The sequence below is a fragment of the Campylobacter sp. JMF_11 EL3 genome (genome assembly GCF_027736965.1).
Lineage (GTDB): Bacteria > Campylobacterota > Campylobacteria > Campylobacterales > Campylobacteraceae > Campylobacter_B.
Genome location: NZ_JAOVTJ010000001.1, coordinates 229,462 through 243,505 on the forward strand (window position 1 = coordinate 229,462; position 14,044 = coordinate 243,505).

Sequence of the window (14,044 nt, forward strand, 5' to 3'; positions counted from 1 at the left end):
AAATTTGGCATTGAATTTTGCTTAAATTTGCGAATTTTAAAATTTAGCCTAAATTTGCAAATTTGAAATTTTGCGAAAATTCACGCGCCCATTTCTTTTAGTTTTTTTATCCGTGATTGCAGGCTAGGGTGCGTGGCGAAAAGCCCAGAAAATGCGGGCAAGAAAAACATGTGCGCGCAGGCTCTGGCGTTTGTGTTTTTGATATGAAAATTTGCGAAATTTCTTAGTGGATTTGCGCGAAAATTTCGCATTTCATCTGTGTTTATACTGCCCTTTTGGCGCGTTTTTGAGGAAAAATATCTGTTTAAATTCGGCTTTTCTTCATCTTTTGGGGCTTTAAAATCCTTTTTGCCGATTCCGTCGTGATAGGCTTTGTTGAATTTTTGTATCATAAAAAGCTTATCAAGCGCCTTTTTGATCCCCAAAGGATTGCGCGTGTATTTGGCTGCGCTAGCGTCTGCTAAAAACTCTTTTTGCCTAGAAATCGCGCTTTGGATAAGTTCGGCAAAAACCTTACCCAAAAGCCCAAGTAGCCAAAATATGACGCCCACAAGTATGACTATGGCAATCCCGCTTCCTTTGGAGTTTCTGCCGCTTCTACCCCTGCCAAATGCCCTTAAAATCTCATATCCGATGAAGCTAAGTGTCCCAAGTGCGCCAATGACGCTAATTAGCCTGATATTTAGCTCGATATCATCGTGAAATGCGTGCGAAAACTCATGCGCGATTACCCCTTGCATTTCGTCGCGGTTAAATGTCCTCATCGCCCCAGCCGTGACAAAAATCGCGATTTTTTCGCTATCTTTGCCGAAATTCTCCCCGCTTGCCATGGCATTTACGCCATTTTCGTTTTTCATGATAAAAACCCGTGGCATGCCCACACGCGAGGCAATTGCCATTTCTTCGATTATGTTAAGCAAAATTTTTTCGGAATTTTTGGCTGTGTGGGGGTGAATTTCTGTGGCGTCAAGCCCCTTTGCAAGGCTAGAAATGTCTGTCGCCTCAAAATGGCGTTTTTTGATATAGTTAAATAAAATCACGCAGACTAAAAGCACAGATAAAAGTAGTGGCAGGGCGTAATCCGCGCCCTCGCCAAGGGCAAAATTTTTGTAATTTAAAAAATCAAAAAATAGCGCGTATGAGAGCCAAAAAACCTGCACCAAAACGCTTGCAAAGACGAAATTTAGCCACGCAACCTTGCTTTTGGCTAGTTTTTGGTGCTCGTTTATGCTGTGAGATAGAGAGGCTGTTTTGCCAAGGAAAATGCGCGTTATGGCAAACAAAACCGCGCTACACGCCAAAACGCATAGATAATACCCGGCCTTTGGCGTGCAGGAAATCTCATTTACGCTTAAAAAATGGCAAAATTTTTCAGGTAGGTAAAAGAGCACTAAATTTAGCGCAGACAACGCCTCCACAAAATTTCTCGCTTAAAACTCGATTTTTGGGGCTTTTTGGATATTTTCCTCGCTGAATTCAAGCAGGGCTAAATCTTTGTGAAATTTAGGGAAAAATCCGACTAAAATATTGTTTGGAAAGCTTTGTTTATAGGTGTTAAAGTCCGTCACTGCGTCATTGTAAGACTGCCTAGCAAAGCCGATTTTATTCTCAGTAGAGGTGATTTCCTCGCTTAGTTGCATCATATTTTCGCTAGCTTTTAGCTCAGGATAGGCTTCGACCTGGATATTTAGCCCATTTAGCGCGCTTTTTAGCTCGTTTTCTGCGCTTGCTAAATTTCGCATATCGCTATCATTTAAGCCGTTTTGTTTGATACTTTCTAACGCGATAGTTGCGCGGTTTCTGGCATTTACGATATTTTCTAGGGTTTGTTTTTCATGCGCCATGTATTTTTTGACAACTTCGATTAAATTTGGGATTAGATCATATCTGCGTTTTAGCTGGACATCGATTTGTGCAAAGGCGTTTTTGGCTTCGTTTAAAAGTGCGACAAGTTTGTTGTAAATACCAATGAGAAAAATTCCACCAAGAATTAAAATAGCTAAAATTACTAGCAAAACACTCATTTTTTATCCTTTTGTTAAATTTGGCTAAATTTCACGCTAAATTTGGAATTTAGCGTGAAATTTGGATTATTTGTTGGCTGCGATTTGCGTAACCAAATCGTAGGTTACTGGGATTTTTTTGTATTGCGGCAAAGATGTAGAAAGCCCGTCGATAATCGCGCCAAAATCGTTAAACAAATAGCTTGCAAGAGCCGCTGGGACAGGGTTGATTTCGTTTAGATAGATTTCGTTATTAAACACGAAAAAGTCGCATCTGATGATCGAGCCCTCAAATCCACTGTTGTAAATTTTAGCAAACGCATCTTTCATCTTATCTGCGATTGAAATGCCCACGGTTTGCTCTGTCACGGTGTTTGGTTGGGTGGTGTCGATATATTTGCGACCAAAGTCTAGGAAGTCTTTTTTCACAGGTTGGCCAAATTTTGAAAATACAATTTCGCCACCTATTTTACAACCCGCTAGGCTGTATTCTTTGACATCTTTGACGAAAGGCTCGACGATGACCTCGCTATCTAGCTTAAAGACCTTGTCGATGATTTTATCGAGTTCCATATCGCTATTTACGATACTAGCGCCGATACTGCTACCTAGGTGAGCTGGTTTTATGATGACAGGGTAGTTAAAAGACGGCAGACTCGTGCGCTTCAAAACCGCGTAATTAATCGCCTTAACCCCTGCGTTTTTGGCTAAATTTTTGGTTAAAATTTTATTATGGCTTACCGCACTTGCCTCCAATCTAGGGCCGATTTGTGGAATTTCGTAAAATTCTAAAAGTGAAGCTAGTTTGCCGTCGCAACCATCACCACCATGGATTGTGTTGATACACACATCGATTTCTAATCTGTTTTTTGAAAACATACCGCTTGTGTAAAATCCGCCATAAGAGAGGGTTAGCTCTTTGACCTTGCTGCCATAAGAAGTTTGAGATGAAAAACCGCCCTCAGCAGCGTCTGTGTTGGTAGAGTGAGATCTAGCAAAATTTCTAGCAAAGTAGCTTGCTACCATATTTCCCTCTTCGATTTCGAAAAATCTGCGGTTAGCGTCGCAGTAGATAAAGACTAAATTTTTGCCTTTTAGTGCGTTTTTTACAGCGATTGCTGTGAGGATACTGACATCGTGCTCGTAGCTTTGTCCGCCAAAAATGATACCATATTTCATAATAACTCCTTTGGGCTCTTTAAAGTGTAATTTAACTCTCGATTTTATAAAATTTATGCTTTATATTCTCTTTTTGTGTGAAAAATTTGAGTAAATTTATAAATTTTATAGATATAATATTTTTATGAAATTTATAGGGTTTGTGAAATTTAGCGCATTTTTGGGCGCATTTTTGCTTTCGTTGTTTTTGATTTTGGATTTTTTATTTCCCCTAAATTTGGCTGGATTAAATAAAGAAAAGTCGTTAGTTTTGTATTCGAGCGATGGGGAAATTTTAAATATGCAAATCAGCAGTGATGAGATTTGGAGGTTTTATGCTAGCAGCGATGAAATCCCACAGCGTCTAAAACAGAGCGTGGTGCATTTCGAGGACAGGTATTTTTACTACCATTTTGGCGTAAATCCATTTTCGATAGCACGGGCATTTACGCATAATATTTCGCAAAATTTTACGCATAAAAATGCAAATATAGCCAGAGTGGGTGCAAGCACCATTACAATGCAGGTTGCGCGTATGATGAACCCCAAAGAGCGCAGTTACAAAAACAAATTTATCGAAATTTTCAACGCCTTTCAACTCGAATTTCACTATACCAAAGATGAAATTTTGACAATGTATTTCAATCTAGCCCCTTATGGTGGCAATATCGAGGGTGTGGCGAGTGCTAGCTATTTTTATTTTGGCAAGGCTCTGGGCGAGCTTAGCAACGCTCAAATCGCGCTTCTTGCGGTGGTGCCAAAAAACCCGAACAAAAACCGCCTAGACCGCGCGAATTTGGATTTAAACTCGCTAAAAAATAGGCTGATTTCTAGTCTTTATAAGGCAGGAATTTTATCGCTTAGCGAATTTGAACGAGCTAGTAGCGAGAAATTTAGCCCCGCAAGGCACCCTGCGCCAAATTTCGCCCCGCATTATGCAATGCGCGCCTTTAAAAATGCGAAAAATTTGGGCGTGGTAGGGCGCGTTGGCGCGAGTGAGGCTGTGGGTGCGCGTGTGGGCGAAACAGCGAGCAAAACAGCTGGCGTGGCAGAGGGTGTGAGTGAAACAGCCACCGAAACAAAACGCGCGCGCGCAAGTTCTGTGGGGGCAACTTCTGTGGAGGCAAGCCAAAGCGCGCACTTGGCACAAAATGGCGCGATAAAGCCCGCAAACACAGACAATCACGCCGTGCGCACAGGCGATACAAAGCGCGTGGCACAAAATAGCGCAATCTGGCAAAAAAAAGCAGAGCGCATAGCGCAAAACGGCACAAATTTAATCCACTCAAATTTAAACAAAACCTATCAACTCACCCTTGAAAATTTCCTTAAATCAAGGATAAATGACCTAGCCAAATTTGGCGTCAAAAACGGCTCGGCAATCCTAATCGACAACGAAAAAATGGCGGTTGTGGCATACGCAGGTTCGCATGATTTTGGCGGATTTTTGGGACAAAATGACGGCATAGTCTGGGCGAAAAATGTTGGCTCTACGCTAAAACCATTTATCTACGCAAGAGCCCTTGAAGATGGGCTTATCACGCCACGCCGTGAGCTAATCGACGCTCCGATTAGCTTCAAAAACTACTCTCCACGCAATTACAATCTAGGCTTTATGGGGGTTATTAGCGCAAATGAGGCGCTCGGATATAGCCTAAATATCCCGGCTTTGAAGCTTTTATTATCCCTTGGCGATGACGGGCTTTATGAGCTTTTGCTTCGCGCAAATCTCGCGCCGTATTCCAAAGAGCATTATGGGCTCGGGCTCGGGCTTGGCGGAATTAGCATAAATTTACTAAATCTCACTCATCTTTACAGCGTTTTTGCAAACTCTGGCGAGTTAAAACCGCTAGAACTAGCAGGGGCAAAAATTGGTCAGAGCGCGCAAATACTAAGCCCGCAAAGTGCGTATATCATCACGCAAATGCTAAAAAACGCCCCACGAAGCTATCTTGGCTCTGTGTGGCAAAATACCAAAAACATGCCAGCCCTGATGTTTAAAACCGGCACGAGTGCCGACGGGCGCGACCTTTATACGATTGGCGTGACGCCAAAATTTAGCCTTGGGGTTTGGTTTGGCAATTTCAACGGCGAAAAAACGAGCGATATAAGTGGCGGGCTTAGTGCTGCGCGCGTGGTTTTTGATATGTTTTCTTATCTTTCAAACACAGGTGCGATAAATGCCGAATTTACCCGCCCAAATGGCGTGAGCGAAAGGGAAATTTGCGCTGATTTTTTCGTAGAAAAAGAGTGTAAAAAAATGGTGCGAGATTTGGTGATAGAGGGTGTAACTTTGCACGATGAGTGCGAATTTTACCGCCCTAGCGAGCTTTTTTATCTTTTGCAAAACGGCATTATTGACGCAAATGCGACCAAAAACGGCAGGTGCAAGGATAAATTTGCCCAGATTAGCCCCGCTCTTAGCGATATAGATGGCAAAATTTACGAAGTGGGCGATAGCGAAGAGATAAATCTTAGCGCTTCTTGCACGGCTGTTTTTGGCGATGAAATTTTTATCAGCGTAAATAATAGCCCATACGAGGCGAAAAAAAATGGCGAGAATTTTATGCTAAATTTGAGCCCGGGCGAATATGAGCTTTCGTGTTTGGACGAAAACGCGAATTTTAGCGTGGCGAAATTTAGGGTAAAAAATAGATAAAATAAAAAATAAAAAATTACCAAAATATAAAAATTTCACAATATAATTACGCGAAATTCTTAGGGGAAAATCATGGAAAAAATTTTAATCAAATTTGGGCTTTGTAGCGCACTTTGCGCTGGGTGGCTCTTTGGCGTGGAAACGCAGATTAATGATGAGAGCTTGGTTTTTAGTGGTGCAAAAATCGCGCCTTTTGGCATAAGCGAGGAGCAAATCGCAAAATGTGCGCCAGGGATTACTGGCGTGTATGAGTATAAAAATGGCGGTGAAATAGAGTTTTATCCAAAGACTAAGCTAAATGCTAGCACTCGCTATAACTGCGAGATTGGCGGGGAGAAATTTAGCTTTACGACGGCTGAGTTTAGCGCGAGCGAGCTTAAAATACTGCGCCCAGGTCTTGCAAAGATTAGCTTTAACGATAGCGTTAGCGAGGAGGGGGCAAAGTCAGGGATTAGGGTGTATTCGCTGCAAAATTTAGCCAAAAACGATATTAGCTTTACCATTAGCGCACAAAATGATAGAAGTTTTTTGATTTCTTATGACGCTAAGCACCCAAATATCGTCATCGAAGCAGGCGCTGTAAAATCAAAAAACGGCGCAACGCTAAGCGCGCCAAAAATCCTAAAAGCAGATGAAGAGCCATTTAGTGATAGTATAAATGCGTCAAACCTAGATGATGTCAAAATCCGCGAAATTAGCTTTAATGACGGCTCGTTTGGAGCGAGGCTGTATTTCCCGCACTATGTCGATGACGCGAATTTAGCCAAATTTATCCGCGTTAATGGCGTGGGTAAATTTAGCCTTGGCGAGGCTAGATACAGATACTACGAAGATGAGCAAAAATACCCGCAAATCAGTGATAAATACTACTATCATGTAGATATCAAAAGCGCTGAATTTGCGCCAAATAAAAGCTATGAATTGCGCCTTTTAAAGGGCTTTGGCGATGATTCTAGGATAGTTAGAGATGAAATAAAGCTAAATTTCAAAACTGGCGATAGGAAGCCTTTTGTGCAGTTTAGTGATATGAAAAAATTCGTCCCTAAAAACGCAAATATCGCGATAAAAAGCTCAAATTTAAATGAAATTAGCATTAGCGTTTCAAAAATCAGCGATGAGAATTTCAGATATTTTCTAAATTTCGAAAGCAATTATCCGCACTCGCTAGCTAGCGAGGTTGTGAATAAAAAATTTGACATTGGCGGGGCGAAAAACGAGATTAGCGAGCATAAAATCGCTATGGATTTTAAGGGCTTTGAGGACGGCGTGTATGTGATAGATGTGCATTATAAAGAGGGCGCTATAATGCGAACTATCTCGCGCACAGTCTATATCAGCGACATTTCAGCTCAGGTTAGTATGGCTGATAGTGGCGCACTAATCTATACTTCGCGCCTAAGCGATGCGAAGGCTTTGTCGCACGCTATCGTTAAAATTTACAATGACAAAAACGAGATGATTTTAGAAAAGCGCACAAATAGTGACGGGATTTTGCTTGTAAATGACACTAAATTTTTGGATAAAAATCCTAAATCTATCGAGATTACAGACGGCAAAGAGCGCGGATTTGTGATATTTGACGAGGCTGTTTCTAGCACGGAAGCGACTACAAGCGATGCGCGGGCAATGGTGTATTTCGCTAGCGAGCTAGTAAGCCCAAATGAGGCACTAATCGGCTCTGTGGTGCTCAAAAAGAGCGATTTTACGCCGATTAAAAACACTCCGATTAAATACAAAATCACAGATCCTTACGGCGTGAATATCATCACTCGCGCGCTCAAAACCGACTCTTATGGCGCGCTAAATTTCAAAGAGAATTTGGGCGAAAAAAGCGGAAGTTATACCTTTGAGCTGATTTACGAGGATAAAATCATCGAAACCAAGAAATTTAGCGTCGAAAATTTCATACCAAACCGCGTGAAAAACGAAATTTTAACGAGCAAAGATGAAATTTACAAAGATGAGTTAATAATCGCAAATTTGATTTCAAACTACCTTGTGGGCGCACCAGCTGCAAATTTAGCCAGCAAAATTGAGGTGAAATCTTACGAAAAAGAGCTTAAAATCAGCGGTTTTGAAGGATACAGCTTCACAAATGCAAGACTTAAAAAAGAGGGCACATTGGAGGTAAAAAGCGAGGAATTTAGGCTGGATAATAATGGCAAAAAAGACCTCGTAATCGCTCCAAAGGCGCAGGGTGTCTCAAATGCGGCAAATTTGATGATGAATTTTAGCGTCCAAGACGGGGGCAAAAATGTCAGCGCATATAAAATGCTAAGCTACTATCCATACGAAAAAATTCTCGGAATTCGCGCTAACAAGGACTTTATAAGCAGTGGCGAGGAGGTGAAATTCGACCTTGCATTGCTAGATAGCGTTAGCAAAAAAGAGCAAAAAGGCAAGGTGGATTTAGAAATTTATCGCCAAGATTTCACTTACATTTACAATGGCGAGAGATATGTCGAGCAAGAGAGCTTTTCGCTTGTGGATAGCATTAGCGCAGAGGGCTCACAGATTGGGTATAAATTCGAAAATGGCGGTTCGTATATCGTAGTAGCAAACGACTACGCAAGCGGGGCAAGTGCGAGCGTGAGAGTCGATGTGAGCGGATATGGATACTATGGCAGGCTAAATGCCAAAGATGTCAATACCGCCCGTATAAATTTAGAAAAATCAAAGCTCAAACCTGGCGAAATGATAAAAGGCGTGATTACTTCGCCTATCGAAAACGGCGTGCTAAATGTGGCTTTGATAGGAGAGGGTGTGTATGATTATAAAATCACGCAAATTCGCGGAAACAGCGCAAGTTTCGAGCTAAGAGTGCCAGAAAATTTCACCGGCGGACACATTAGCGCTAGCATTTCACGCGCTGCTTTGGGCGCTGCTATGCCACTTCGCACTTACGCCAATGTAGCCGTAAGCCTCGATGTGAGCGAGAAAAAACTCCCTCTTAGCCTGCAAAGCAAGTCTGAGTATAAAAACGGCGAAAAAGCCATAATCGTGGCAAAATCCGCGCCAAATTCTAAAATCACGCTTTATGCTGTGGATTTAGGAATACTAGACGCGATAAATCAAAAAGAGCTAAATGCGTTTTCGTATTTTGATAAGCCGATATATTTCAGGCACCGATATTTCGATATTTTCGATGATTTGAGTGTGTATAGCGCAAACGGCAAAGAACTAAGTTTTGGTGGCGATGAAATGCTAAAAAGCGCGAAGCGAAATTTAAGCCCAGTGCAAAACAAAAAAGATAAAAAATTTGTCAAAATGTATGAGAGTATCGCAAACGGCGTAGGTGAGGCTAGATTTGAGGTAGATTTACCAAAACACTTTAACTCTATGATTCGCCTAAGTGCGCTAGCCCTTGATGATGAAGAAAAAATCGGCTGGGCAAACTCTCAAATCAGCGTCAAAGATGATATCGTCATCAAACCAGCTGATTTGACATACATGGTCAAAGGCGATGATATAAATATCCCGCTAACGCTCATAAATACGACAAATTCGCCAAAATCGCTAAATTTAAAGGCGAGTTTTAACGACGCAGTTCAAATTTCGCTTAGTGATGCAAATATCACGCTAGGCGCGCTAGAAGCAAAGAATTTGAAATTTAGAGCAAATGCGTTAGAGCTTGGCGAGGGCGTGGTGAGCTTGGAAGCGAGCGAAGAAAATGGGGCGAAATTTGAGTATGAGTTGAAATTTGATGTCATTTCGCAGTTTCCGCGCTCGAAATTTAGCGCCAGTGCTTATAGCGACGCGCCGATGAATTTTAGTCTGCCAGCTTCGTATAAAGATGTCTTTACATACATAGGCACTAGACCTAGCACTTATACGGTGGCAAGGGAGTTGGAGCGATATCCGTATGGTTGCACAGAGCAGATTAGTTCTAAAATTTTAGCCTATGATTTCTTTTATAAACGCGACCACGACGAGGCGATGAAGAGGGCTGTTTTAGAGCATGCTACGAAAATTTTATCAAGGCTTAAAAATAACGGCGAGTTTGGGTATTGGAGCGCGCATGGCGAGACGAACGCATTTGCGTCGCTGTATGCTAGCGATGTGCTTTTGGATATGGACGCGAAATACAAAATCCTAACCCCAAAACAAAAAGAGCTGATTTTAAGGGCGCTAAAATCGTCGTATTCTAGCGAGCCTAGCTTGCGATTGTATGCGGATTTCGTGCTAGATAGGGTTGGCGCATTAAGCGATGATGAGCTAAATTTCGTCTATGATAAAAAACTCTACGAAGCTAGCCCGCTAGCAACATTTTCTATGCTTGCGATTTTGCAAAAACACAGAATGAGCGCGGAATTTAGTAAAATTTATAGTTCAAATTATAAATTTGATTATGCTAATAAAGATGCTAGTAAAATTTTTGCTAGTGAGGTTAGGGACGCTGGATTTGCTCTGTATGCCTTAGGAAGTGTCGGTATAAAAGATAGTATTTTGGATACTTTGGCGCAAAATTTAAGCCAAAATTTACAAGACATTTATAGCACGCAAGAAAGAGCGTTTGTGCTAAGAGCGCTAGAAGCGTATTTTGGCGAAGATGATAAGGGTGTGGGCGCAGATATAGTCGCAAACGGACTTACACAAAGTATCCAAACTCCGTCAAATTCAGTAATTACGCTAAATTCTAACGACAGAGAGATCAAAATTTCGCCAAAAAATGGCGAGAAAATTTTTGCTAATTTGCTTAGCTTTGGTTACGAACCAGTCGCGCTCAAACATAGCCCACTTAGTATAAACAACCACACAGGAAATCTGCACGGAATCAAACAGCTAGAAATCGTGCGTGAATTTGTCGATGAGGCTGGTAATGCGGTTTCGCTTGATAATCTAAAAGTAGGGCAAAGAATTTATTCTAAGATAAATTTCCGCTCAAATTTCTATATCAGAAATTTTGTGATTGACGAGGCGGCAAGCACCTGCTTTGAGATCGTCAATGAGCGCATAAATCCGGGATTTATAAGGCCTGAGAATTTGCAGGACAAAACTGGCTTCGAGCACAAAGAGATAATGTTTGATAGGGTGCTAAGCTTCCCGGTTGGTGGGGCGTATTACAAAGATACGAAAAACGGCAATGACTATACCGGCGTATTTTACACGCCGCTTAATGTAGTGTATTCTGGTATGTGTGCCTTGCCAGCTGTGAGTATCACCGATATGCAAAACGAAAGCGTAATGGATTATGATTTACCAGTGCTAAATTTCAAAATAAAATAAATCTAACCTTAAATTTTAACTTACTTGTAGAAAATTTAACTACAAGTAAGTTCTTCCTTAACAAATTTTAAACAAAAAAACTATATAATTACGGATTAACGCTATAAGCGTAAAGGAGAACATAATGATTGATTTAGCAAAAGTAGCCGATAGGCTAGAACAAGTCGCTAAACTACCCAAGATAAAAGAGGGCGATAGTATCACTAAACGCCTTGCTGAGCGCGGTTTTTCACGCCGTGATTTTATGAAATGGGCAGGCGCAATGACTGCGGCGATTGGGTTACCTAGCGTATTTGCACCACAAGTTGCACGGGCGGCAGAACTCGCCGATCGCTTACCTGTGATTTGGCTTCACATGGCAGAATGCACAGGTTGTAGCGAAAGCTTACTTAGAATTGATACTCCAACTATCGATTCGTTGATTTTCGACTATATTAGTTTAGAATATCACGAGACGATTATGGCTGCTGCTGGCTGGCAAGCAGAGGAAAATTTAGACGGAGCTATCGAAAAATATAAGGGGCAGTATATTTTAATGGTAGAAGGTGGAATTCCAAGCGGAAGTAGCGAATATTTCCTTACAGTAGGACCTGCTGGTAAGACAGGTGCCGAGCATTGCAGACATGCTGCTGCTGGTGCAGCTGCGATTTTTGCTATTGGAACATGTTCGAGCTTCGGTGGTATCCAAGCAGCAAAACCAAACCCAACAAACGCTGTTGCGTTAAGCAAATTAACTAAAAAACAAGTAATCAATGTCCCTGGCTGTCCGCCAAGCGAAAAAAATATCGTAGGAAATGTCCTTCACTACATACTATTTGGCACACTTCCAGCACTTGATGTTTATAATCGTCCAAAATGGGCTTACGGACTTAGAATTCACGATTTGTGCGAAAGACGCGGTCACTTCGATGCAGGTGAGTTCGTAGAGCAATTCGGCGATCAAGGCGCAAAAGACGGATATTGTTTATATAAAGTAGGTTGCAAAGGCCCATATACATTTAATAACTGCTCACGCGAGAGATTTAACGCTCACACTAGCTGGCCAATCCAAGCAGGTCATGGCTGTATCGGCTGCTCTGAGCCTGATTTTTGGGATCACATGGGACCATTTGAGGAGCCATTGGCAGATAGATTATACAATACCGTATTTAGCGGAGCAGGTGCTGATGCGACAGCCGATAAAATCGGTATAGGAATTTTGGCTGTTACAGGTGTAGCTATCACAGTTCATGCAGCCATTGCATCATTTAAAAAGAATAAGGGAGAGTAGAAATGTCACAAAGATTAGTAATAGATCCGATAACTCGTATTGAAGGACACTTACGCATAGAAGTAGTTGTCGATGATAACGGAGTTGTAACGGATGCGTATTCTGGCTCTACTTTATGGCGTGGATTAGAGACTATCGTTAAGGGTCGCGATCCTAGGGATATCGGCTTTTTTATGCAAAGAATTTGCGGTGTTTGCACATTTTCTCACTATAATGCTGGAATTTCAGCTGTTGAAAATGCTCTTGGCATAACTCCACCACTAAATGCGATTTTGACTAGAACGCTAATGAACACTGCGTTATTTATGCACGATCACCCAGTGCATTTTTATCAACTACACGGACTTGACTGGGTCGATATCGTGAGCGCACTAAGCGCAGATCCACACGCTGCTAGCCAAGAGGCTTTCAGATATACAGATTTGCCTTATGCTTGCGGTGAGGATCAGCTAAAAGCGGTTCAACAAAGAGTAAAAGCTTTCGTTGAAAAAGGCGCACTTGGACCATTTGCAAACGCATATTTCGGACACAGCACATACAAGCTAACCCCTGAGCAAAATTTGATTGCGCTTAGCCACTATTTAGAGTGCTTGCGTATCCAAAGAACAGCTGCGCAAATGATGGCTATTTTCGGTGGCAAACAACCACACCCACAAACCCTAACAGTCGGTGGCGTAACATGCGTAATGGATATCCTAAGCCCAGCAAGACTTGGTGAGTATATGGTCAAATTCCAAGAAGTTGCTGATTTCATCAACCGCGCATATTATCCAGACTTGCTTATGGCTGGTGGTGCTTATGCTAATGAAGCAAGTGTCTTAAATGATGTCGGTGTCGCAAATCTATGGACACACCAAACTTTCCAATATTCACGCAATGATTTCTTATTCCAAAGCGGTGTGATTTTAGACGGCGATATTAGCAAGGTTCATGAGCTAGATGAGAGCAAGATTACAGAAGAAGCTACTCACTCATGGTATAAAAATGACAAACCACTTCACCCTTATGACGGCGAACAAGAACCAAACTACACAGGATTTAAGGTAGAGCAAACCCTAAATGCAAAAGGTGAAATGGAAGATACAAAAGTCCTAAATACTGAGGGTAAATATACTTGGATAAAAGCTCCTAGATATGATGGCAAATCGCTTCAAGTTGGACCACTATCAAATATCGTTGTAAATTACGCAAAAGGTAATGAATTTGTAGTAAAAGTAGTAGATAAATTCTTAGCCGATACAGGTCTTCCACTAGAAGCAGTATTCTCTACTCTTGGTAGAACAGCATGCCGTATGATCGAGGCAAAAGTCGTAGCTGATAATGGACTATTAGCATTTAATAACCTAATCGCTAATATTAAATCAGGCGACACTGAGACTTGCGCTAAATACACAATCGATAAAAAGAAATCATACAAAGGCAGATATATCGGACATGTTCCGCGCGGTAGCCTAAGCCACTGGTGCAGAATCGAAAATGGAGTAATCCAAAACTGGCAAGCAGTCGTTCCTAGCACATGGAACGCTAGTCCAAAAGACGCTCAGGGCAACATGGCATCTTATGAGTCATGCTTAATCGGTCTTAAAATTGCAGATTTAACGCAACCACTTGAAATTATCCGCAAAATCCACTCTTATGATCCGTGCATTGCGTGCGCTGTTCATGTTATGGATACCAAAGGCAACGAGCTTAGCTCATATAAAGTAAATCCAAATATCAAGGATTAAC

Annotated in this window: 7 protein-coding genes; 4 read left to right on the forward strand and 3 right to left on the reverse strand. The window is 41.7% G+C overall.

Annotated features, from left to right (window positions below; genetic code table 11):
* Positions 1 to 80: 80 nt before the first annotated feature.
* The 3 genes from OFN67_RS01155 to OFN67_RS01165 all read right to left on the reverse strand — a co-directional run bounded on the left by OFN67_RS01155 (position 81) and on the right by OFN67_RS01165 (position 3,182).
* A complete protein-coding gene (locus tag OFN67_RS01155; protein WP_270873921.1) occupies positions 81 to 1,418 on the reverse strand; it encodes a M48 family metalloprotease in 1,338 nt (445 codons plus the stop codon).
* 12 nt (positions 1,419 to 1,430) lie between these two features.
* Positions 1,431 to 2,024 carry a LemA family protein gene (locus OFN67_RS01160; protein ID WP_270873922.1) on the reverse strand — a complete coding sequence of 198 codons (594 nt, stop codon included), beginning with the start codon at positions 2,022 to 2,024 and terminating at the stop codon, positions 1,431 to 1,433.
* A gap of 66 nt (positions 2,025 to 2,090) precedes the next feature.
* On the reverse strand, positions 2,091 to 3,182 hold the full coding sequence (locus OFN67_RS01165; RefSeq protein ID WP_270873923.1) for a D-alanine--D-alanine ligase: 1,092 nt from the start codon (positions 3,180 to 3,182) through the stop codon (positions 2,091 to 2,093).
* A gap of 124 nt (positions 3,183 to 3,306) precedes the next feature.
* Between OFN67_RS01165 and OFN67_RS01170 the strand changes: the two genes are divergently transcribed.
* The 4 genes from OFN67_RS01170 to OFN67_RS01185 all read left to right on the forward strand — a co-directional run bounded on the left by OFN67_RS01170 (position 3,307) and on the right by OFN67_RS01185 (position 14,043).
* Positions 3,307 to 5,820, forward strand: coding sequence for a transglycosylase domain-containing protein (locus tag OFN67_RS01170; protein ID WP_270868246.1), 2,514 nt, complete (start codon positions 3,307 to 3,309; stop codon positions 5,818 to 5,820).
* Positions 5,821 to 5,892: 72 nt separating this feature from the next.
* Positions 5,893 to 11,046 (forward strand): alpha-2-macroglobulin family protein, encoded by a 5,154-nt coding sequence (locus OFN67_RS01175; RefSeq protein WP_270868245.1) that lies wholly within the window; start codon positions 5,893 to 5,895, stop codon positions 11,044 to 11,046.
* A gap of 124 nt (positions 11,047 to 11,170) precedes the next feature.
* Positions 11,171 to 12,316 carry a hydrogenase small subunit gene (locus tag OFN67_RS01180; RefSeq protein ID WP_270868244.1) on the forward strand — a complete coding sequence of 382 codons (1,146 nt, stop codon included), beginning with the start codon at positions 11,171 to 11,173 and terminating at the stop codon, positions 12,314 to 12,316.
* A gap of 2 nt (positions 12,317 to 12,318) precedes the next feature.
* The gene (locus tag OFN67_RS01185; protein WP_270868243.1) at positions 12,319 to 14,043 is read left to right on the forward strand and encodes a nickel-dependent hydrogenase large subunit; all 1,725 of its coding nucleotides are present in this window, start codon (positions 12,319 to 12,321) and stop codon (positions 14,041 to 14,043) included.
* Position 14,044 lies beyond the last annotated feature (1 nt).

What these genes read in the sequence shown, in the direction of transcription:
- OFN67_RS01160 (WP_270873922.1), bottom strand. Translation starts at nt 2,024, where the DNA reads ATGAGTGTTTTGCTAGTAATTTTAGCTATTTTAATTCTTGGTGGAATT.
- OFN67_RS01165 (WP_270873923.1), bottom strand. Translation starts at nt 3,182, where the DNA reads ATGAAATATGGTATCATTTTTGGCGGACAAAGCTACGAGCACGATGTC.
- OFN67_RS01170 (WP_270868246.1), top strand. Translation starts at nt 3,307, where the DNA reads ATGAAATTTATAGGGTTTGTGAAATTTAGCGCATTTTTGGGCGCATTT.
- OFN67_RS01175 (WP_270868245.1), top strand. Translation starts at nt 5,893, where the DNA reads ATGGAAAAAATTTTAATCAAATTTGGGCTTTGTAGCGCACTTTGCGCT.
- OFN67_RS01180 (WP_270868244.1), top strand. Translation starts at nt 11,171, where the DNA reads ATGATTGATTTAGCAAAAGTAGCCGATAGGCTAGAACAAGTCGCTAAA.
- OFN67_RS01185 (WP_270868243.1), top strand. Translation starts at nt 12,319, where the DNA reads ATGTCACAAAGATTAGTAATAGATCCGATAACTCGTATTGAAGGACAC.